The sequence below is a fragment of the Sphingomonas sp. AC435 genome, assembly GCF_979253005.1.
In genome coordinates this window covers 115,621-135,430 of the sequence record NZ_CEEDCJ010000001.1, presented here as the reverse complement: position 1 = coordinate 135,430, position 19,810 = coordinate 115,621, and the positions used below count along the sequence as shown (strand labels likewise).

The following is a 19,810-nucleotide window of genomic DNA, read 5'->3' as shown; positions in this document are numbered from 1 at the left end:
GCTCACGGGGTGCCGAACACGCCGACCAGTTCGGCGGCGGCGTCGCCCAGCGACACCGTCTCCTCCGGGTCCTGCCGAATATAGTCGGTGACGGCGGGGTGGTAGGCGATGGCGGCGTCGATCGCCGGATCGGTGCCGGCCCGGTATGCGCCCATTAGCACCAGATCGCGGTTCTCTTCATAGGTCGCCAAATGCCGGCGCAGGACTCGCGCGGCGGCGAGGTGGTCGTGCCCGGCGATGTCGGTCATCACGCGGCTGACCGAGGGGCCGACGTTGATCGCGGGATAGACGCCGCGCTCCGCCAGCGCACGGCTGAGCACGATATGCCCGTCGAGGATCGAGCGAGCCGAGTCGACCACCGGATCGTTGCCGTCGTCGCCGTCCGCCAGCACGGTGTAGATCGCGGTGATCGCGCCCGTTCCGTGCGCGTCGGTGCCGGCGCGCTCGATCAAATTCGGCAGCATCGCGATCGCTGAGGGGGGATAGCCGCGTGCCGATGCCGGCTCGCCGAGCGCCAGCCCGATCTCGCGACCGGCATGAGCGACGCGGGTCAGCGAATCCATGATGAGCAGCACGTTCTTGCCCTGCGCGCGGAAATACTCCGCGATGGCATGCGTGCGCAGCGCGCCGCGGATCCGCAGCACGGGCGAGTGGTTGGCGGGTACAGCAACGACGACCGAACGCTTGCGCGCCTCACCCGCGACCTTGGTATCGAGGAAGTCGGCGACTTCGCGGCTACGCTCGCCGATCAGCCCGATGACGATCACGTCGGCCTTGGCGGCGCGGACCATCATGCCGAGCAGCACCGACTTGCCGACGCCGGAGCCGGCCATGATGCCGATGCGCTGGCCTTTGCCGACCGTCAGCAACCCGTTGATCGCGCGGACGCCGACATCGAGCGGCTCCAGCACGCGGCCACGGTCCAGCGGTCCCTGCAACTTGCCCGCCAGCGGCCAGGTCTGCGCGCCGCGAATCGGGCCCAGCCCGTCGATCGGCTTGCCAGCGCCATCGACCACGCGGCCCAGCATCGCGTCGCCGACCTCCGCCTCGCCGGCAGCACCGAGCGGCCGCACCAGCGCCTTCGGCAATAGCGGCGCGGGGCCGCCCAGATTCATCAGCAGTGTGCGCTCGCCGCGAAAGCCGATGACTTCCGCCTCCACCGTGTCGCCAACCATACAGACGGTGCCGACCGGCAACGACAGCCCGACCGCCTCCATCAACAGGCCGTCGCACGACATCAGCCGGCCCGACACCTTGGCGGTGGGGCGGAAATCGGCATTGGCGAGCGTGTCGAGGTAATCGGCGGCGAAGCGGTTCAGCATGCGACGGCACCCTGCGGGAGCGGCACGCGATCGATCGCGTCGGTCAATTGCTCCAGCCACAGACCGGGTCCGTCCTCGACTATCGTCGAGGCGCTTTCGAGGACGAAGCTGCCGCGCGCGACATGCGCGTCCCCGACCGCAAAGATGGTCGCGGGCAGGCGCCCCTCCAGCAGTGTGACATCGTCCGGGTGGACGCGCAGCATCGCGGACTCCTGAGCATCGGCCAGCATCCTGGCAGCGACCTCGACCCGCGCACTCAGGCGATCGGCGGCGACGCCGACATCGCCGACGACACGAGTGACGAGCAGCATGACGGTCTGGCGAAGCTGCGTGGCGATCGCGGCGCGGTCGATACGATCTGTGGAAAGTTGCCCGGCGATGCCCTGGATCAACGCGGCATCTCGGTCGCGCTCGGCCCCCGCCAGCGCCGTGGCGTCGGCCAGCCCCTCTGCATAGCCTTCCGCCCGCGCGGCGGCGACGGGGTCGACGAACGGCTGCTCCACAGCGGGTGCGCATGCATCGAGCGGGTTCCAGCCCGCGGTGGGGTTGCTGCCCGGATTGGCGGGCGAGAAGTGGCGCGGCATCCCTGCGCCCGCCGCCGCGATCCGGTCGCGCGGGTCGGACGGCGCGAAGCCTCCCGGCGGGGAGAAGGCCGCCTGCAACAGGCCGGCTGCGACCTCGTGCCGCGCGGCGAACCCCGCGACGAAGCCGCCCGAAGGCTGGAAATCAGACATAGTCGTCCTCGCCTGCGCCCATCATGATCGTGCCGTCCTTGGCCAGCGTGCGGGCGACGGCGATCATCGCCTTCTGCGCCTCAAGCACCTCGGCCAGCTTCATCGGGCCGCGCGATTCCATCTCGTCGCGGATACCGTCCGCGGCGCGGGCCGACATGCAGCCCAGGAAGCGTGCCCGGATCGCCTCGTCCACGCCCTTCAGCGACTTGACCAGCACTTCGCCGTCGACGTTGCGGATCAGCGTCGCGAGGTTCTTGTCGTCCATCTCCAGCAGGTTGTCGAAGACGAACAGCGCCTCCTCGATCTGCTTGGCGACGTCGCGGTCGATCTTGAACAGCTTGGGCATGACCCTCTGCTCGGTCGCCTTGCGCGCGCCCGACAGGATCTTCGCCGCCTCGCGTGCGCCGCCCAGCATCACCGTCGAGCTGCTGCCGCCGGTCCGCCGCGACAACACGTCCTTCAGCGTCTCGACCGCATCGGGCGTGATCGGGCCCAGCTTGGCGATGCGGTGCAGGATGTCGGGCTGGGCCACCTCCGGCATCAACTCCAGCACCTGACCGCCGATCGCGGGGTCGAGATTGGCAATGACGACGGCGGCGATCTGCGGATGCTCCTTCTCGATCATCGACGCGATCTCGTTCGGCTCCATCCAGTCGAGCAGTTCCAGCTCGCACGCCGCCTCGGGTGGGGTAATGCGCGCCAACACGCTCTCCGCCTTCTCGGGGCCGAGCGCACGGTTCATCACCGCCTCGATCTGCGGACCCGGATCGAAGGTGATGCCGGTCCGGTCGCGGGCGCGACCGACGAAATCGTCGAGGACATGCTCGACCTCCTCCTCGGACACGTCGGCGACGGCGAACATCGCGCTGCCCAGCTGGCGAACCTCGTCCGGCTCCAGTTTTTGAAGGATCGCTGCGGCCTCTTCCTCGCCGACGATCATCATTAGTACGGCAGCGCGTTCGATCCCGGTATAGCTGCGGGGTGGTGCCCCGGCGGCGGCTTCGCTCACTTCGCGTCCGCCTTGATCATGTCGCGTACGGCCAACGCGGCGCGGGCGGGATTGTCCCGCGTGAAGCCGCGCACCGCACCGATCCGCTCGTCATAGCCGCGTGAATTCTCCATCTGGTCGAGGCTGACGGGGGCGGTGACAACGGGCACGCCGTCCGGACCGACCGTGGTCACGCCCGCACCAAGGGCACCAAGCGGGGCGCCGGTCTGCGCGGCACCCGGCATCGCATCCTCGCGCTTCTTCATCAGCGACTTGGCGAGCGGGCGCACGCCGAGCAGCAGCACCAGCAGCACGATGACGACCGCGGTGACGTTGCGCGCCACCATCGGCAGCCACGCATTGTCGTACCAGGCGGGAGCTACGACCGCGTCGGTCGCGCCGGCGAACTTCTTGCTGATGACGGTGACCTGATCCTGACGGTTGGCATCATAGCCGACCGCACTCTTCACCAGATCGGTGATCTGCGTGATCTCCATCGCGGTCCGCCGACCCTTGTCGGGCTCGCGCAGGACGACGGCGACGGACAGGCGCTTGATCGATCCCGGCGCAGCGCGCGTGACGGAGACTTCGCGGCCCAGATCATAGGCGCGCTGGTAGCTGTCCGACTGTTTCGCGGCGTCCGGGGCGGGGCCGCCGGCGACCGGCTGCGGTCCACCACTCGCGCCGACCGCAGGCGTCGGGACCTGCAAGGTCGAGGCGGGCGGCGGCGTGTTCGAAAGCGCGCCGGGAATGCCGCCGGGGGCCTGACCACCGGACGCCTGATTGCCCGTCCAGTTGCCGGTTTCGGCGCGCAACGCGCCCTGCTTCTCGTAGCTTTCGCGCGTCGCCTGCGTCTCGTCGAGATTGACGTCGGCCTGCACCTCGGCGCTGAAATTGCCCGCGCCGAGCAGCGGCGTCAGCAACTGCGTCAGTTGCTGGCGGTATTTGTCCTCGACCCGGTTCTGCACGTCGAGGCGCTCGTCGCCCGCCGCGCCGAGCGCGTCGCGCCCGCCCGGCTTGGTCAGAAGCGCGCCCGCCTGATCGACGATCGTCACCGAATCGGGCTTCATCCCCGGCACTGACGAGGCAACGAGGTTGATGATCGACGACACCTGCGCGTCGGACAGCGAGCGGCCGGCGTTGAGCTTGACGATCACCGACGCGGTCGGCTCCGCCTTGTCGCGGACGAATACCGATGCCTCGGGTGTCGCGAGATGAACGCGCGCCTCGGCGACCGCGTCGATGTCCTGGATCGATCGGGCCAACTCGGTCTCGCGCGCCTGACGCAGCCGCTCGCCCTCTACCGCACGGCTGACGCCCATCGGCAGCTGGTCCAGGATCGCGTAGCCGCCGGGGGCCGCCTTGGGCAGCCCCTGCGATGCCAGTAGCATCCGCGCCTTGCTGTACGCGTCTTCGTCGACGGTGATCGCGCCGGTGCCGTCGTCGACATGCGCGGTGATGCTCGCCTGTTCCAGACTCTGCACGACCGCGGCCTTGTCCGCATCGGCGAGACCGGAGAACAAGGTCTTCTGCGGCGGCGTCGACAGGCTGGTCCATGCCAGCGCGGCGGCACCGATCAGGCCGACCATCAGCGCCATCGGCGCGGTCCGGCGCACGGCCGGCTGCGCCATGACGCCCTGGATCTGGCGAAGGGGATTGGCGAACCGTTCCGGGCCGCCGGCGGTGGTGGTGGTGAGGGCGGTGCTCATGGCTTAAACCGGCATGCTCATGATGTCCTTGTAGGCGGACAGCAGTTTGTTTCGGACCTGCAGCGTGGCTTCGAAGCCGACGCTGGCCTGCTGACGGGCGAGCATCACCTTGGCGATGTCGACCGTCTCGCCGCGCTCGTAGCTTTCGGAGAGTTTCGCGGCCTGATTCTGGCCGTCGTTGACGCTCTTCAGCGCCCCCTCCAGCGTGTCGGCGAAGCTGGTCGGCTTCGCTTCCGTCGCGGCGGTCGGGGCCGGCGCGGCGCTGGCGCGGGCAAGCGCCTGATTGCGTTCGAGGATCTGGGCGCGAAGCTGCATCACGCGGTCGATGCCGCCGACGCCGCCGACCGGACCGACGCTCACGAGTTGACCACCCGGGCGAGATCCTCACCCTGTTCGCGCGCCTTGGCGAGGCGATAGCGCAGCGTGCGTTCGGAGATACCGAGCCGCTTTGCCGTTTCGATCCGGCTGCCGCCGCACGCCTTCAGCGTCTCGCGGATCGCCGCGAACTCGCTCATCTGCACGACGTTGCCCAAGGTGGATGGCGATGTCGCCTCAACCGGCGTCGCCGCCTGCGCTGGCGCAGTTGCCGGCTGAAAGGTGAAGGCGACGCGGCGGTCGAACACGATGTGCTCGGCCTCGATCGTCGCACCGCCGGCGAACAGCAGCGCGCGCTGGATCACGTTCTCCAGCTCGCGGACGTTGCCCGGCCAGTCGTGCTGGACCAGCGCCTCGATTGCCCGGTGCGTCGGCCACGGCACGACGGCGCGCGTGCCGGCATGGCGCAGGATCATCGTCGCGGCCAGCGCCGGAATATCCTGCGGACGATCGGCGAGCGACCGCGTCGTCAGTGGGAAGACGGCGAGGCGGTAATAGAGATCGGCGCGGAAGCGGCCTGCGGCGACTTCGGACTGGAGGTCGCGGTTGGCGCAGGCGACGACGCGCACGTCGATCGGCTGCGGCACGGACGCACCGATCGGCACCACTTCGCGTTCCTGCAACACGCGCAGCAGCTTGGCCTGAAGCGACAGCGGCATCTCCGCGATCTCGTCGAGCAGGATCGTGCCCCCCTCGGCGGCACGGAAGAAACCTTCGCCACCCGACGACGCGCCGGTGAACGCGCCCTTCTGGTGACCGAACAGCAACGCCTCCAGCATCGACTCGGGCAGCGCGGCGCAGTTGATCGCGATGAAGGGCTTGGCGGCGCGGGTCGATCCCATGTGGATCGCGCGTGCCAGCACTTCCTTGCCGGTGCCGGTGGGGCCGTTGATGAGGACGGTGATGTCCGCCTGCGCCACCCGTTCGGCCAGCGCGAACAGCGCCAGCGTCTCCGGATCGGCGGCGGTCGGCATCTCCGGCCCGCCGACCAGCGCGCGGACCATCGCGGAACCCACCGCGGCATCGTTGGCGTCGAAGGTCACGCGGTGCGGCGCACCGTCGCGACCCGGCACCACGGACGGACCTTCGCCCGGTGTCGGCTCGGCGAGGATCACGGTGCGCGCGGGAGCCGGAGCGGCCTCCCCGGCGCAGACCATGAACAGGTCGCCCGGCAAGGGCTGGCCGGTTTCGAACGAGCCGATACCGAACCCCTGCGCGCGCAACGACGACAGCAGCGCGTAGCGGGTCTGGGTGACGGCGGCAGACGGAAAAATCGAACGCAAGGCTGAATACCCCCTGGAATGCTGAAGCTTTGCGCCCGGTTCGGTAAACGCGGAGTAAACACCTTGCCGGGGGCGGCAGATATTTTCCGGGCGCGCGCGAGCGTGTCGTACGCGGGGTTCATCCTACGGGCGCGGGCACACCGGTGAGGGCGCCAATCCGCCGCCGAAAGCTATTTCGCGACCGCTCATTTTTTCCGCTTAAGTCGCGGCCTTCCCTGTCGTTCCTTGCTGTGACGGCTCGGCCCTCCGCTCTGGGGGCGGCGGGGAAGCCGTAGACCAACGGAGACAGATGATGACCGTTATCGCGACCAACACCTCGGCAATGCGCGCTGCCAACGCTTCGATGAGCGCGTCCTCCGCGCTGTCGACGGCGATGGAGCGCCTCTCGACCGGCAAGCGTATCAATTCGGCCAAGGACGACGCCGCCGGCCTGGCGATCTCGAACCGCATGGCGAGCCAGGCGCGCAGCATGGCGATGGCCGTGCGCAACGCCAACGACGGCATGAGCCTGGCGCAGACCGCGGAAGGCGCGCTCGGCGAGGTCACCTCGATGCTGCAGCGTATGAAGGAGCTGGCCACCCAGTCGGCCACCGGCACGCTGCGCGACTCGGATCGCACCGCTCTGCAGGCCGAGATGTCGCAGCTGACCAGCGAAATCGCCAATGTCAGCAAGACCACCACCTTCAACGGCGTCAAGCTGCTCGACGGCAGCGCCAGCACGATCAAGCTCCAGACCGGCATCAACTCCGGCGAGACGATCGACATGAAGATGGTCAAGGCGACCAGCGCCGACCTGGGTCTTCAGGCGCAGGTGACGAGCACAGTCGTGACCGCTGCCCTGGGTGCAGGCGATTTGCAGATCAACGGCGGCGCCGACATCATCGCAGCGTCGGCCAACGCCAGCTTGGTCGCCACGGCGGTCAATGCACAGAGCAGCACGACCCGCGTCTCGGCGACGGCAGAAAACTCGATGACCGTCGCCGTTGGTGCGGTCGCCAGCTCCGGCGCGCTGACGATCAACGGCCTGTCCGTTACGCTCAGCCCGGCCGAAAGCAACGCAGAGGCGTTGGCCGCCAAGATCAACCAGGTGTCGGGTTCGGGTGGCAACATCGTCGCCAGCACCGAGAGCGGTCGACTGAAGCTGACCGCCAAGGACGGCACCAACATCACGCTCGGCGGCACGACCACCGGCCTGTCCGATGCCAAGGGCATCGACAATGCCAGCCTGGCCTCGGTCACGACGGCGGCGGTCGGTCGCGTCACCCTGACGGCGGAGCCGGGCGCGGCGCTGAACATCACCGGCACGGGCACGGCCGATGCGGGCCTGACGGTCGGCAGCACGTCGGCGGTGTCGATTGGTAGCCAGACCGGTGCCTCGGCAGCGATGGCGGTGATCGATGCGGCGCTCGACAAAATCTCCGCGGGTCGCGGCGATCTGGGTGCGGTGCAGAACCGCCTTCAGTCGACGGTCAACAACCTGACCACCACGTCGACCAACCTGATGGATGCCAAGAGCCGGATCGAGGACGCGGACTTCTCCGCCGAATCGACCGCCCTCGCCAAGGCGCAGATCCTCAGCCAGGCTTCGACCGCGATGCTCGCCCAGGCGAACCAGTCGCAGCAGTCGGTGCTGAAGCTGCTCCAGTAATCCGAACGATCGGATCGATCCCGGCGCCAGCCCCCCAAGCCTGACAGGGCGCCGGCATCGGCCTTATCCGCCGCCTCCCCAGGCATAGGCGATAGGGTGAAGAAAACCCCGACGGTCGCAAGACCGCCGGGGTTTTCCGTTTTTGGCTCTCCGTTCAGGAGCGCGACGCGCGACCCCGCGGGGCCGCGCGTATGTCCGGTCAGGCGAAGGTAACGGTCGTCTTCACCGCGCGGCGACGGCGGAGAGCGCCACCCACCAGCCCGAAGCCGCCGATCATCATCGCCCACGTCGCGGGCTCCGGCACGGCGAGGTTGCCGCCGACCGACTGGATGAAGCCGGTCGAGAAATAGGCATCCCTGTTCCTCAGCACGTCGAGACGAACGTCCCAGCCCATCGCGTCGTAGGCGGCGAGATCGAGCGCCTCGACGGCACCCATCTGGCCGCGGCCGAGCGTCGGATCGAGCAGGCCGAGGATTTCGGGCGACGGCGGCGTGTCGAGCCAATGCGACGCCTGTTGGCCGTTGCCGTTGGCGCGACCGGTGGAGAAGTACGAGTTGGCGTCGTAGATCGTCTGGCCGCGATCGAGCGAGAAATACGGATTGCCGCCGATCGCCCAGTCCAGCACGCCCGCCTGTGCGCTCTCCTCGCTGTAGCGGAACAGGTCCCAGATCGACATGATCGCGAAACCGTTCAGGTTGCCGCCGAAGCCCGTGTTGCCGTCATAAACGTCGACGCCCGACCGAAAGCCCAGCGCGTGGCCGATCTCGTGGATCGCGACCGCCAGAAAGTCGAAGCTGCCGGCGGTGATGCCGTCGGTGGCGTTGAAGTCGAACGCGAAGCTGGACGAGAAGCTGACCGAGCCGTCGATCTGGTTCGGGTTGTTGGCGGCATAGGTCGGCGCCAGGCCGAGCGCTTTCATCAGCGAGGTGTTGGCCGACAGCGCCGAGTTGTTGCCGCTGGCGTCGTTGTCGATGACGCGGGTCAGCGGCAGTTGCACGCCGTTGCCGTTCGCATTCGGGCCGGAGATGATGGCATCGACGGCCACGCCGCCGATGAAGTTGCTGCTGCGGGTGTTGGGCAGCAACGTCTGCATGTCGAGCGCGGTGGTGCGCGAGCGGTCGAGCGCGCGGAGCACGTCGCCGGTGTAGGCGACGTTCGTCGTGCTGCCGGTGGAACCCAGAATGCCCGGCCCGAGCGCGCTGAAGCCGACGTTGAGGTTTACGCTGGTGTTGTTGCGGAGCACGCTTTCCCAGAAGTTCGCCGCGGTGCGGAAACCGTTATAGGCAGCTGTGCCCTGCTCGACGCCGCCCGTGTTGAACAGGTTGATCGTAATGGCCGATGCCGGCTGAGCAGCGACGAGCGCCGCGGCAGCGGCGAGTGCGTACTTCTTCATGGTTCTGAAAACCCCCGTTTACCCACGGCCGTTGTCCGGCTCGTGATACGAAGGTTAAAGCAAGGTTAATCTTGTTCGTAAAGGCCTAGTCCCGTTTCGGAACGACCCTGAGGTAAAAAAGTAACGGCGGTTTCATGTTGCGCCGCAACAATCGTTCAGCTGCGTCCCATCGCCTTTTTCAGCCTTGCGTGTGCCGCCGCCTTGATCTGGCAGACCCGCGCTGCGCCGACGCCCAGCACCTGCCCGATTTCCTCCAGGTTGAGTTCCTCGATATAGTAGAGCTGGATCACCTGCGCCTCGCGCTCTGGCAGGGCGGTGATCGCTGCGATCAGCCGCGTGCGCACCTCGCCTTCGGCCAGCTGCTCGAACGCGTCAGGGCCGTCATCGGCGAACCAGGGCAGGTCGTCGGCATAGACTTCATCGAGCGAGTCGAACCGCACAGCTTCCGCCGTGGCATAGTCGGTGCGCAGCCGCTCGACCGTTACATCCAGCTTCGTCGCGAGCGTCGCCTCGTCCGGCGCGCGGCCGGTGGTGCGGGTCAGCTCCGCGACCGCGTTGCTATAGAGCCTCCGCCGCTTCATCGCGCCGCGCGTGGTGGTGGCCTGACGCCGCAGCTCGTCGATCATCGCGCCACGAACCCGCGTGACGCAATATTGCTTGAACGTGACCTGCCCGCGATCCTCGAACCCCGCCGCCGCCTCGACCAGGGCCACGAGCCCGACCTGCACGAGATCCTCGACCTCCACGATCGTCGACATCGATCCGTGAACATGCCACGCCAGCCTGCGCACCAGCGGCAGATGCTGCCGGACCAGCGCGTCGCGGTCGGTGGCGCGCTGGCCGGGTCGATAGGTGAGGGGGGCCGCAACCGGGCCGGCCATCAGCGGGCTGGCGTCGGCGAACGCATGGCGCATCGGTTCGGCGCTCATGCGGCCAGCGCCTGTGGCTGATGCGCGCCGCCGATGATCGCGACGACCTCCACGGCCTTCTCTTCGGGCACTTCGAAGAACGACAGCACTGGCGTGTCGGGCAGACAGGTCCTGACCAGCTTGCGTACGGCGATGCGGATCGCGGGCTGCACGACGAGGGCGAAGGGCTTGGCCTCCGCGAGCAGCGGCTGTGCGGCCATTTGCAGCGCCTCGACGATACGCCGGCCGAGATCGGGTTCGATGACGTGGCGACGGGCGGTATCCGCGCGCATCGCCTGTCCCAGCAGACCTTCCAATTGTCCCTCCAGCGTCATGACGCGCAGCGGCTCGCGGACGCCGCACAGTTTCTGGATGATGAGCGGGCCGAGTGCGGGGCGGATCGCCTCCATCAGCTCCTCCGGATCGTGCGTGCGCTGCGCGGCGGTGGCGAGCGCGGCGGCGATGCGGCGGAATTCCTTGAGCGAGATGTTCTCGGCCAGCAGTCCCTTCAGGACCGCGGTCAGCGTCGTCAGCGGCAGCGGGGCCGGGCAGAGCGATGCGACCAGCTGGCCGGCGCGATCCTTCAGCCCGTCGAGCAGCGACTGGACCTCGTCCGGCCCCAGCAGCTCGGACGCATGCACGCCCAGCACGTGGTTCAGGTGCGTCGCCATGACGGTGCCGGGATCGACCACCAGATAGCCCGCGCCGGTCGCGGCATCGGCATCGCCGGACGCGATCCAGGTGGCGTCGAGGCCGAAGGTCGGGTCCTTGGTCGCCTTGCCGGACAGCGAGCCGAAGGCCTGACCGGTGTCGAGCGCCAGCATCTCGTCGGGCGACACCTGATCCTCGCCAACGCAGACGCCGTTGACCATGATGCGATAGGTGTATGGGGCGAGATTGATGTCGTCGCGCACCCGGCATTGCGGCACGACGAAGCCCAACTCCTTCGACAATTGCCGGCGGACGCCGGTGATCCGGCCCATCAGCGGCGCACCGCGACGCTCGTCCACCAGCGGCACGAGGCCGTAGCCGATGTCGAGATTGACCTGCATCGCGTCGGTGACCTCGTCCCATGCGATCTTCGATGGATCGGGCGTTTCCTCGGCGATAGGGGCGGGGACGAAGGCGGGGCGGGCGGCGATCTGGCGCAGCTTCCACGCGGCGAAACCGGCGATACCGGCAGCGGTCAGGATGATGAGGTGCGGCATTCCCGGCAGCAGGCCGAGCAGGCCCAGGATGACCGCGACGGGGGTCCAGGTGCGGGGCGACCCGAACTGGCCGCCGATCTGGCCGGCGAGATCCTTGTCGGACGACACGCGGGTCACGATCGCGGCGGCGGCGATCGACAGCATCAACGACGGCAACTGCGCGACCAGCGCGTCGCCGATGGCGAGCAGGATATAGCCTTTGGCGGCGTCGGCGATCGACATGCCGTGGCTGACCGGCCCGAGGATCAGGCCGCCGACGACGTTCGCCGCCAGGATCAGCATCGCGGCGACGGCGTCGCCCTTCACGAACTTGGACGAACCGTCCATCGAACCGTAGAAATCGGCTTCGGTCGAGACTTCGACGCGACGCGCCTTGGCTTCGTCGGGCGTGATGAGGCCGGCGTTCAGGTCGGCGTCGATCGCCATCTGCTTGCCGGGCAACGCATCTAGGGTGAAGCGCGCGCTGACCTCGGACACGCGGCCCGCGCCCTTGGTCACGACGATCAGGTTGATGATCATCAGGATCGCGAACACGAAGATGCCGACGACATAGTCGCCGCCGATCAGGAACGTGCCGAACGCCTCGATGACGTGGCCCGCCGCGCTCTCGCCCTCATGCCCGTGGACCAGCACGATGCGGGTCGAGGCGACGTTGAGGCCGAGGCGGAACAGCGTCGCGAACAGCAGCACGGTCGGGAAGGACGAAAAGTCGAGCGGCTTCTGCGCGTTCAGCGCGACCATCAGCACCGCAAGGCTGATCGCGATGTTGGCGATGAAGAACACGTCGAGCAGCGGCGCCGGGATCGGCACCACCATGACCACGACCAGCAGCAGGATCGCGAGCGGCAGCGCCGTCCCGCGGGCATTGGCGAGCAATTTGCCCATCTCAGTTCCCCATCCGGCTGAGCATCATGTACGCCAGCCGCGCCGTGTTGGGCGTCGGCCGCAGGACGCTGTTCGTCGCGCCCTCCAGCTTCCCCTGTGCCCAGGACAGCGCGTCGGCGGCGCTTTCGTTGTTGCCGGTGACGACGGTGGCGTCGCCCATGTTCAGTGCCTGTGCGGCAAAGGTCAGGTTGGCGTTGCGCGTCTCGTCGACGGTGTCGGACGCTGCGCCCAGCTTGGTGGCGAAGCGCTGATACACCTGCTCCAGTGAGCGCGGGCTGCCGTTGCTGGCGTAGAAGACGCTGCGATTGGCGCGCGCGGCGGACGGGAACAGCGCCGCGGCGCTCGCGTCCGGGTTGCGCTCCCGCGCCGACAGGAACTTCGTCGCGCCGCCGATCCCCAGGAAGTGTGCCATGTACAGGTCGGTGCCGGTCGCGGCACGGCCCAGCGATCCTTCGATCGCGCCCTTGTTGTCGGCGGCGTGCTCGGCGGCCATCAGGCTGGCGGCGGCGGGATCGTTGCGCAGGTTCAGGATCGCCTGACGTGCACCCGGCGCGACCGTGTAGCGGCCCGACGCGGTCTGACCGATCGAGTTCGCGGCCCAGCCCATGCCGTGTTCCGCGCCGTGCTTCTTGACGATGCCGAGCCAGCTCGACTCGATGAACTGGTACAGGCCGGATGCGGAGGAGGTGCCCGAGCGGGCATTGGCGTTGAACCCGCTTTCCAGCTTGGCCTGCCCCATCAGGTAATCGAAATCGACGCCGGTCGTACTCGACGCCTGCGCGATGGCCGACTGGATGCGGCTGGTGTTGATGGGACTGACGGTCACGGTTGCTGGATCACCTCTGTTCGAAGTGCATCACTGCAAGGGGCGTGCCAGTTTGTTGCTAACCGGCACCCAAGGCTCATCCGTCACCCCAGCGAAAGCTGAGGTATCCTGTCTTGGGAGGTCAGATCACGGAGCCGCTTAACCCCAGCTTTCGCCGGGGGTGGCGGGGAAGGGCGGGTGACGGCGCTGGCGAGCAGTGCGCGCCCACCGCCTTACGCGTAGGCGTTCACCATCGGCCGGTGGCCGGCAAAGCTGTCGCCGGTCAAGGTTTGCAGGCGGCGGCGGGTATTTGCCGCCATCAGGTTCACATAGATCCGGCACGTCTCGTTCAGCCGGTTCGCTTCGTCGGCCAGCGCACGCAGCTCGGGCGCGGCGGGGCCGGTGCCGGCAATGGCGATCGCCTCGATCCCGGCCAGCTTGTCGGCGGTGGCGCGTTCCAGACCGCGGACGTCGTTGGACTTCAGCGCGGCGATCTCCGCATGCAGGGCGTCGATTACCCGAATCAGAGCATCACGCCTTTGCATTCGAGTTCCACTCCAGCTTCAACGCGATGAGGCGGTCGGCGATGGTTGACGGCAGCAAGGGAAACTTGCCGGTCGCGATCGCCTTCTTGATCTCGGCCACACGCTCGGTGTTCACCGGCGGCGAGGTCGCCATCGACTTCGTCAGCGCGGCCGAGGCGACGGATGCCGTATCGATCGCAGAGGATGTCTGGACCGCGGGTTCGGTCGCGGCCTTCGCCGCCTGCACGGGTGCGCTCGGCGCGATCCGCGCTATGCTCCCTGTCTTAATTCCGATTGAGTCCATGACGTCCGCACCTTCCGGTTCTCGCTGACATCGGGGAAAACGACCGTTCGCGGCAAGGCTTTAGCGTTTTTTTATTCGGTCCATCCGGGCAGCGTCGCGCGGCCCGACGCAAGCGCCATTGCCTGGACCAGTGCCTTGCCATCATCGACCCGCACCATGAAACGAGCGCCCGGCGCGGCGTCGGCCATCGCCACGCCTTCGCGACTGATCGCGAACCCGTTCGATCCCGCCTCGATCACGACCGGATCGCCGCGTCGGATCACCGGATCGACCTTGGCGGGACGGGCGATCGCGGCCGTGGCGGTGGGCGGCGGTGCGGCGACGAGGCCGGGCGGCGTGCGCACCGGCACGAACAGGCGCCAGTCGGGGCCGGAACAGGCGACGACGACCGCGTCGTGGGCCGCCGTACGCCATGACAACGCGACGGTGGGGCAGGTCTGGAGCCGTAATCTCGGGTCGATACCGGCACGTGCGCCGCCTTCGTCGCCGATGCCGCGGCCGGTAAAGGCGGCGACGGCCCGGTCGAGGGCGGCAACGTTCTGGAAGGACGGCGTCGCGGCGGCGAGCAGCAAGACAGCGATCATGGCTTCTTTTCCTGGCGGTCACCCGTGAAGGCGAGGGTAACGGTGACGCCGCGCGCGCGTGCGCTGGCGGTGGACACGGTGATACGCCGTGGCGCGAGCGGAGCGAGGATCGCCGCGACGGCGCGTGCGCGGTCGGCGGCCAGGAGCGAGGCCGAGCCCGTTGCGGCATCGACATCGCTCGCGGTGCCGTCGGTCGCGCCGGTCACGGTCAGCGATACGCGCGGATCGGCCAGCACGCCACGCGCCCAGGCACTGATCGCGGCACCACCGTCCGGCACGACCGCCGATCCGGACGCGAAGCCCATCACGCCCTCGGCTGCGACCGGCAGCGCGGGCTCGTCCGCCGCGAAACCTGCGCGCAGCGAGTGCGCCAGCGCGCTCGGCTGGGCGCGGGTCGCCTGGATCAGCACGAAGAAGCCGACCAGCAGCAGTGCCAAGTCGGCCAGCGTCACCAGCCACAGGGGACGGGGCGCGGCGGTATCGGGCCAGTCGTTCATGCGGCGCTCCTCAACTGATGCACGGGTGTCTCGCGCGCCGCGAGGGCGACGAGCGGCGCTTCGATCCGCAGGCGCTCGGACGCTTCGCGGCGACCGGCGGCGCGCAGACGGCCTGCGACCGGTGCGAGCACGAGGTTGGCGAGGACTGCGCCGTACAGCGTGGCGAGCAGCGCGACGGCCATGCCGCCACCGATCGCCGATACGTCGTCGATCGATGCGAACATCCTGGCGAGGCCGACCAGCGTGCCGATCATGCCCATCGCCGGGGCGACTTCGGCCGCGGCCGCCCAGACATCGGCGGCGACGACATGGCGTTCGATGCGGGTGCGGCGCGCGTCGCGGATCAGGATTTCGACTTCGGTCGCTGGCGCGCCGTCGACGATCGCGGCGATGCCGGCGGCCAGATCGCAGTCGGTGATGACGGTGCGGTCGAGCGCGACGACGCCGCACCGCTGCGCAATGCGCGCAAGCGCGCCGATCTGGAGCAGCAGCGGCTCGGCCGAGAACCGGCGGCGCGGCAAGACGTGAAGGGCGTGGAGTGCACGGGCGATATCGGCCGCCGGCGTGCGCAGGATCACGGCGGCTAGCGTGCCGCCGCCGACAATCGCGAAAGCCGCCGGGTCGATGAAGGTGGAAACATCCATGCGGGGCGTGTATGCAAGGGGTGTGCCGATTTGTGGCGGGCGGTAACGCCGTCCGTGTCGCCCAGCTGGCTTCCGTTCGCCGACCGACCCGTCACCTCAGCGGAAGCTTGGGGTTCCTGCGGTTCTTTTCCCGTCTGCACCGCACAAGCCGGTCGAGATCCCAGCGTTCGCTAGGGTGACGGATAAGGGGCGTGGGTTGAACCTCCTGCGTATCGCGTTCCCCGCTTTGCCAGCGATCTCCAGCGCACCTTCCGGCAAGGCGCTTGCCGGCGACCGGCAACATCCTGCCGCGCGCCTTGCCGATCGCCGGCAAATCACGTCGCCACAAGCGTTTTACGGAAACTGGCACGGCGGTTGCTTATGGTCGGTTGCGCCATCGGGGCGTGACGGAGGCCATGATGGCAGGCGACAGTCTTTTCGGGGTGCACGGTGCGGCGCTGGAGGTGCGTGCCAAGCGCATGGGCGTACTCGCATCGAACATCGCGAATGCGTCGACGCCGGGCTTCAAGGCGCGCGACATCGATTTCCAGGCGGCGCTGAAGTCCGCCGAGGGTAGCAACGATCGTGGCATCGACGCCGCGACCCAATACCGCGTGCCGACGCAGACCTCGATGGACGGCAACACCGTCGAGCTCAACAACGAGCAGACGGCCTTTGCCGAGAACGCGGTCCAGTATCAGACGACGCTGTCGTTCCTGAATGGTCGCATCGGCCAGATCACCCGCGCGCTGAAGGGCGAATGATGTCGCAGGTCAACGGAAACGGCCCGCTCTCCATCTTCCAGGTCGCTGGCCGCGCCATGAGCGCGCAGCTGGTGCGGATGAACACCACCGCGTCCAACCTCGCCAATGCCGGCAACTCGGCATCGACGGCGGAGGCGGCCTACAAGACCATGAAGCCGGTGTTCCGCACCAGTTTCGACGCCGCCAGCGGCATGTCCACGGTGGATGTCGAAAAGGTCGTCACCGCCGGCGAAGCGCCGACGCAACGCTACGATCCGTCCAACCCGATGGCGGACAAGGACGGCAACGTGTTCGACGCCGCCGTCGACGAAACCCGCGAGCTGGTCGACATGATGGAGACCGCGCGTGGCTACCAGAACAACATCGAGGTGATGAACACGGCCAAGAGCCTCATCATCGACACCCTCAAGCTGGGACGCTGATATCATGGCCCTCGACACCAGTTATGCGATTCAGCCGGGCATCGACGCCTATTCCGCCAAGATGGCGTCGAAGGTGTCGACTGCGGGCACCAAATCATCGCTCGACCAGACGGACTTCCTCAAGCTGATGACGGCGCAGCTGAACAACCAGGACCCGTTCAGCCCCGTCGACAACACGCAGATGGTCGCGCAGATGGCGCAGTTCTCGTCGGTCGCCGGCATCAGCGAGATGAACGCCACGATGAAGGCGATCTCGACCAAGCTCGGCTCGACCAGCGCGACCGACGCGATGAGCTTCGTGGGCAAGACCGTGCTGACTCAAGGCGATACCGCCTACGAGCGTCAATCGGGCGGTATCACCGGCGCGGTCGAGCTGGACAAGCCGGCTACCGACGTTCTCGTGACGATCGCCGACGCCAACGGCAGCGTCGTCAAGACGCTGCAACTCGGCGCGCAGCCCGCGGGCAGCACCACCTACGACTGGAACGGCAAGGACGACGCCGGCAACGCGATCGAAGGCGGCCCGTACAAGGTCACGGTCGATGCCGCGAACGGCGGCACCACCGTCACCGCGCGCGGTCTGGTCTGGGCACCGGTCCAGTCCGTGTCCGTGCCCGCCGGCGGCGAACCCACGCTCAACATCACCGGCCTCGGCCAGGTGCCGACCTCCGCGATCCGCTCGATCGCCTGATTTCCCCGCGCGATCCGCCCCCGATCGCCTGACCCCTTTCACGCAGGAGCTACCCAATGTCCTTCTACACCGCGCTTTCCGGCCTCCAGGCGTCGCAGACCGACATGGCGACGATCAGCCACAATCTGGCGAACGTCGCGACGACCGGTTTCAAGAGGAGCCGCACCGAATTCGCCGACGTCATCGCGTCGAGCGTGTCGACCGATCCGCGCAAGATGGTCGGTTCCGGCGTGGTCGTGAAGGGCAACACGCAGCAGTTCAAGGAGGGCAACCTCCAGACGACGTCGAACGCGCTCGATCTGGCGCTGGTCGGCGAAGGCTTCTTCATCATGAAGTCGACCGGCACCAGCGACTCGGTCAACTATACGCGCAACGGCAGCTTCTCGGTCGATTCGAACAACAACGTCGTCGATGCGCAGGGCAGCTATCTGATGGTGTACCCGGTCGACAGCGACGGCAACGTCACCGCGACCGGCAATGACGGCCTGACCAACCTGCAGATCCAGCAGACCAGCGGTACGCCCAAGGCAACCGGCGTCGTGTCGTATCCTGTGCAGGTGTCGTCCACCTCGACGCTGAAGGGCAACACCGCGAACTACCAGTTCGATCGCGCCGACACGTCGACCTACAACAACTCGGTCGCGACCCGCGTGTACGATGCGAACGGCAATCCGCAGACGATGACCAGCTATTATGTCCGCACCAAGGAGGGTACCGCCGCCGATCCGGCCGCGCAGCCGCCGGTCGAGGCAACGACGGGTGAGTGGGACGTCTATACCTTCATCGGCGACCAGCGCATGACGACGGGCAGCCCCGCAGTCGACAAGGTGACGATGGTGTTCGACGACAAGGGCGCGTTGAAGACGCCGACCGCCGCCGTGACGTTCAATGCGTTCGTTCCGACGTCGGGCGCCGCATCGCAGACGGTGTCGCTGAACCTCTCGGGTTCGACGCAGCTGTCGAGCGCCTTCTCGGTCGGCACCAAGAAGCAGGACGGCATCGCGGTCGGGCAGCTCGCCGGCGTCACGGTGACCGACTCGGGCCTGATCCGCGCCAGCTTCTCGAACGGCGACATCGTGCCGCTCGGCAAGGTCGCGCTGGCGAAGTTCTCGACCCCCACCGGCCTGCGCCAGATCGGTACCGCCTATTGGGAAGCGACCGGCGTGTCCGGTGAGGCGTCGCTCGGTTCGGCGAGCGCGGACGGGTTCGGCAAGCTGATGTCGGGCACGATCGAGGGGTCGAACGTCGACATCACCGAGGAACTGGTCAACCTGATTGCGGCACAGCGCAATTTCCAGGCGAACGCCAAGGCGCTGGATACCGCCAGCCAGGTTTCGCAGACCATCTTCAACATCCGCAGCTGATCTGACGCGGGGCGCGGAGGTACAGGATGGACAAGCTCGTCTATACCGCGGCGACGGCGCTTCGGGCGCATATGTCGTCGCAGGCGGCGATCGCCAACAATATGGCGAACGTCTCGACCACCGGCTTCCGCGCCGACCGCGTCGTGTTCGATCGCATCGAGCTAAAGGGCGGCGGCACCCAGATCGAGGCGCGTGCGCCGACGTCGGAAGAGGTGACCGACGCCGATCGCTCGCCGGGCGTCATCAGCCGCACCGGCCGTGCGCTCGACGTGGCGATGGCCGGCGACGCGTGGATGGCGGTGCAGGCGTCGGACGGATCGGAAGCCTATACCCGCCGTGGCGACCTGACGATCGCGCCGTCGGGCGTGCTCCAGACCGGCGACGGCTTTCTGGTGATGGGCCAGTCCGGCCCGATTACCTTGCCGCCGGCCAATTCAGTGACGATCGGCGGCGACGGCACGATTTCGATCGTGGCGCAGGGCGATGCGACGGGCACGCCCCAGATCGTCGACCGGCTGAAGCTGGCGTCGACCAAGGGCACCGACACCGTCAAGGGTCTCGACAACCTGCTGCGCGTGCGCGGCGGCGGCACCCTGCCGGCCGATCTCGACGCCAAGGTGGAGGGCGGGGCACTGGAAGGCAGCAACGTCAACATGACGCAGGCGCTGATCGACATGATCGAGAACCAGCGCGCCTACGAAGTGTCCGCCAACATGATGAAGTCCGCCAAGGACATGGATGAAAGCGGTGCATCGCTGATGCGCCTGCCGTCTTAAGGG

The 19,810-nt window shown here is 67.8% G+C and carries 20 protein-coding genes and 2 pseudogenes; 7 read left to right on the top strand and 15 right to left on the bottom strand.

Going from position 1 to position 19,810, the window contains the following annotated elements; translation table 11 throughout:
* Positions 1-2: 2 nt before the first annotated feature.
* Genes AC0CH8_RS00640 through AC0CH8_RS00615 form a run of 6 tightly spaced genes read right to left on the bottom strand, consistent with a single transcriptional unit; the run spans position 3 to position 6,411 of the window.
* Positions 3-1,322, bottom strand: coding sequence for a FliI/YscN family ATPase (locus tag AC0CH8_RS00640; RefSeq protein WP_204200223.1), 1,320 nt, complete (start codon positions 1,320-1,322; stop codon positions 3-5).
* Positions 1,316-2,056: a FliH/SctL family protein gene (locus tag AC0CH8_RS00635; RefSeq protein ID WP_465238252.1), complete on the bottom strand. Its 741-nt coding sequence runs from the start codon at positions 2,054-2,056 to the stop codon at positions 1,316-1,318. Before AC0CH8_RS00635 ends, AC0CH8_RS00640 begins: the two co-directional genes overlap by 7 nt.
* On the bottom strand, positions 2,049-3,065 hold the full coding sequence (gene fliG / locus AC0CH8_RS00630; protein ID WP_204200225.1) for a flagellar motor switch protein FliG: 1,017 nt from the start codon (positions 3,063-3,065) through the stop codon (positions 2,049-2,051). The genes AC0CH8_RS00635 and fliG overlap by 8 nt, the downstream gene beginning before the upstream one ends.
* Complete coding sequence (gene fliF / locus AC0CH8_RS00625) at positions 3,062-4,753, bottom strand: flagellar basal-body MS-ring/collar protein FliF (RefSeq protein WP_465238251.1); 1,692 nt, start codon at positions 4,751-4,753, stop codon at positions 3,062-3,064. Before fliF ends, fliG begins: the two co-directional genes overlap by 4 nt.
* Before the next feature lie 3 nt (positions 4,754-4,756).
* Positions 4,757-5,068: a flagellar hook-basal body complex protein FliE gene (gene fliE / locus AC0CH8_RS00620; protein ID WP_465238708.1), complete on the bottom strand. Its 312-nt coding sequence runs from the start codon at positions 5,066-5,068 to the stop codon at positions 4,757-4,759.
* 41 nt (positions 5,069-5,109) lie between these two features.
* The gene (locus tag AC0CH8_RS00615; RefSeq protein WP_465238250.1) at positions 5,110-6,411 is read right to left on the bottom strand and encodes a sigma-54 interaction domain-containing protein; all 1,302 of its coding nucleotides are present in this window, start codon (positions 6,409-6,411) and stop codon (positions 5,110-5,112) included.
* A gap of 289 nt (positions 6,412-6,700) precedes the next feature.
* Between AC0CH8_RS00615 and AC0CH8_RS00610 the strand changes: the two are divergent.
* Positions 6,701-7,111: pseudogene (locus tag AC0CH8_RS00610) on the top strand (flagellin N-terminal helical domain-containing protein); the annotation flags it as partial.
* Between the two features lie 678 nt (positions 7,112-7,789).
* Positions 7,790-8,059, top strand: a pseudogene (locus tag AC0CH8_RS00605) (flagellin); the annotation flags it as partial.
* Positions 8,060-8,258: 199 nt separating this feature from the next.
* Here AC0CH8_RS00605 and AC0CH8_RS00600 read toward each other — a convergent pair.
* The 9 genes from AC0CH8_RS00600 to AC0CH8_RS00560 all read right to left on the bottom strand — a co-directional run bounded on the left by AC0CH8_RS00600 (position 8,259) and on the right by AC0CH8_RS00560 (position 15,811).
* Entirely contained in the window at positions 8,259-9,452 is a 1,194-nt protein-coding gene (locus tag AC0CH8_RS00600; protein ID WP_465238249.1) for an NF038122 family metalloprotease, read from the bottom strand.
* A gap of 155 nt (positions 9,453-9,607) precedes the next feature.
* Positions 9,608-10,381 carry a sigma-70 family RNA polymerase sigma factor gene (locus AC0CH8_RS00595; RefSeq protein ID WP_465238248.1) on the bottom strand — a complete coding sequence of 258 codons (774 nt, stop codon included), beginning with the start codon at positions 10,379-10,381 and terminating at the stop codon, positions 9,608-9,610.
* Positions 10,378-12,453 carry a flagellar biosynthesis protein FlhA gene (flhA, locus tag AC0CH8_RS00590; RefSeq protein ID WP_465238247.1) on the bottom strand — a complete coding sequence of 692 codons (2,076 nt, stop codon included), beginning with the start codon at positions 12,451-12,453 and terminating at the stop codon, positions 10,378-10,380. Before flhA ends, AC0CH8_RS00595 begins: the two co-directional genes overlap by 4 nt.
* 1 nt (position 12,454) lies before the next feature.
* Complete coding sequence (locus tag AC0CH8_RS00585; protein ID WP_465238246.1) at positions 12,455-13,279, bottom strand: transglycosylase SLT domain-containing protein; 825 nt, start codon at positions 13,277-13,279, stop codon at positions 12,455-12,457.
* Between the two features lie 212 nt (positions 13,280-13,491).
* Entirely contained in the window at positions 13,492-13,803 is a 312-nt protein-coding gene (locus AC0CH8_RS00580) for a flagellar protein FlgN (protein ID WP_465238245.1), read from the bottom strand.
* Positions 13,790-14,086, bottom strand: coding sequence for a flagellar biosynthesis anti-sigma factor FlgM (flgM, locus tag AC0CH8_RS00575; protein WP_465238244.1), 297 nt, complete (start codon positions 14,084-14,086; stop codon positions 13,790-13,792). The genes AC0CH8_RS00580 and flgM overlap by 14 nt, the downstream gene beginning before the upstream one ends.
* 71 nt (positions 14,087-14,157) lie before the next feature.
* Positions 14,158-14,670, bottom strand: a complete 513-nt coding sequence (locus tag AC0CH8_RS00570; protein ID WP_465238243.1) for a flagella basal body P-ring formation protein FlgA — start codon at positions 14,668-14,670, stop codon at positions 14,158-14,160.
* The gene (locus AC0CH8_RS00565) at positions 14,667-15,167 is read right to left on the bottom strand and encodes a hypothetical protein (RefSeq protein WP_465238242.1); all 501 of its coding nucleotides are present in this window, start codon (positions 15,165-15,167) and stop codon (positions 14,667-14,669) included. The genes AC0CH8_RS00570 and AC0CH8_RS00565 overlap by 4 nt, the downstream gene beginning before the upstream one ends.
* Positions 15,164-15,811, bottom strand: coding sequence for a motility protein A (locus tag AC0CH8_RS00560; protein ID WP_465238241.1), 648 nt, complete (start codon positions 15,809-15,811; stop codon positions 15,164-15,166). The genes AC0CH8_RS00565 and AC0CH8_RS00560 overlap by 4 nt, the downstream gene beginning before the upstream one ends.
* Positions 15,812-16,206: 395 nt before the next feature.
* On the opposite strand from AC0CH8_RS00560, the gene AC0CH8_RS00555 reads away from it, so the two are divergent.
* From AC0CH8_RS00555 to AC0CH8_RS00535, 5 genes are read left to right on the top strand one after another with little or no spacing between them, the layout of a single operon-like run.
* Positions 16,207-16,554, top strand: a complete 348-nt coding sequence (locus tag AC0CH8_RS00555) for a flagellar basal body rod protein FlgB (RefSeq protein ID WP_204200239.1) — start codon at positions 16,207-16,209, stop codon at positions 16,552-16,554.
* On the top strand, positions 16,554-16,976 hold the full coding sequence (gene flgC, locus AC0CH8_RS00550; protein WP_465238240.1) for a flagellar basal body rod protein FlgC: 423 nt from the start codon (positions 16,554-16,556) through the stop codon (positions 16,974-16,976). Before AC0CH8_RS00555 ends, flgC begins: the two co-directional genes overlap by 1 nt.
* A gap of 4 nt (positions 16,977-16,980) precedes the next feature.
* On the top strand, positions 16,981-17,667 hold the full coding sequence (locus AC0CH8_RS00545; RefSeq protein ID WP_465238239.1) for a flagellar hook assembly protein FlgD: 687 nt from the start codon (positions 16,981-16,983) through the stop codon (positions 17,665-17,667).
* Positions 17,668-17,723: 56 nt separating this feature from the next.
* Positions 17,724-19,031 (top strand): flagellar hook protein FlgE, encoded by a 1,308-nt coding sequence (locus AC0CH8_RS00540; RefSeq protein WP_204200242.1) that lies wholly within the window; start codon positions 17,724-17,726, stop codon positions 19,029-19,031.
* Between the two features lie 26 nt (positions 19,032-19,057).
* Positions 19,058-19,807, top strand: coding sequence for a flagellar basal body rod protein FlgF (locus tag AC0CH8_RS00535; protein ID WP_465238238.1), 750 nt, complete (start codon positions 19,058-19,060; stop codon positions 19,805-19,807).
* Positions 19,808-19,810: the final 3 nt, after the last annotated feature.

Bases quoted from the DNA above. Each gene is read 5' to 3' on its own strand.
- AC0CH8_RS00580 (WP_465238245.1), bottom strand. From the start codon at position 13,803: ATGCAAAGGCGTGATGCTCTGATTCGGGTAATCGACGCCCTGCATGCG.
- fliE (WP_465238708.1), bottom strand. From the start codon at position 5,068: ATGCAGCTTCGCGCCCAGATCCTCGAACGCAATCAGGCGCTTGCCCGC.
- AC0CH8_RS00595 (WP_465238248.1), bottom strand. From the start codon at position 10,381: ATGAGCGCCGAACCGATGCGCCATGCGTTCGCCGACGCCAGCCCGCTG.
- AC0CH8_RS00570 (WP_465238243.1), bottom strand. From the start codon at position 14,670: ATGATCGCTGTCTTGCTGCTCGCCGCCGCGACGCCGTCCTTCCAGAAC.
- flhA (WP_465238247.1), bottom strand. From the start codon at position 12,453: ATGGGCAAATTGCTCGCCAATGCCCGCGGGACGGCGCTGCCGCTCGCG.
- AC0CH8_RS00640 (WP_204200223.1), bottom strand. From the start codon at position 1,322: ATGCTGAACCGCTTCGCCGCCGATTACCTCGACACGCTCGCCAATGCC.
- AC0CH8_RS00545 (WP_465238239.1), top strand. From the start codon at position 16,981: ATGGCCCTCGACACCAGTTATGCGATTCAGCCGGGCATCGACGCCTAT.
- flgM (WP_465238244.1), bottom strand. From the start codon at position 14,086: ATGGACTCAATCGGAATTAAGACAGGGAGCATAGCGCGGATCGCGCCG.
- AC0CH8_RS00635 (WP_465238252.1), bottom strand. From the start codon at position 2,056: ATGTCTGATTTCCAGCCTTCGGGCGGCTTCGTCGCGGGGTTCGCCGCG.
- AC0CH8_RS00560 (WP_465238241.1), bottom strand. From the start codon at position 15,811: ATGGATGTTTCCACCTTCATCGACCCGGCGGCTTTCGCGATTGTCGGC.
- AC0CH8_RS00535 (WP_465238238.1), top strand. From the start codon at position 19,058: ATGGACAAGCTCGTCTATACCGCGGCGACGGCGCTTCGGGCGCATATG.
- fliF (WP_465238251.1), bottom strand. From the start codon at position 4,753: ATGAGCACCGCCCTCACCACCACCACCGCCGGCGGCCCGGAACGGTTC.
- AC0CH8_RS00565 (WP_465238242.1), bottom strand. From the start codon at position 15,167: ATGAACGACTGGCCCGATACCGCCGCGCCCCGTCCCCTGTGGCTGGTG.
- AC0CH8_RS00540 (WP_204200242.1), top strand. From the start codon at position 17,724: ATGTCCTTCTACACCGCGCTTTCCGGCCTCCAGGCGTCGCAGACCGAC.
- flgC (WP_465238240.1), top strand. From the start codon at position 16,554: ATGTCGCAGGTCAACGGAAACGGCCCGCTCTCCATCTTCCAGGTCGCT.
- AC0CH8_RS00555 (WP_204200239.1), top strand. From the start codon at position 16,207: ATGATGGCAGGCGACAGTCTTTTCGGGGTGCACGGTGCGGCGCTGGAG.
- AC0CH8_RS00600 (WP_465238249.1), bottom strand. From the start codon at position 9,452: ATGAAGAAGTACGCACTCGCCGCTGCCGCGGCGCTCGTCGCTGCTCAG.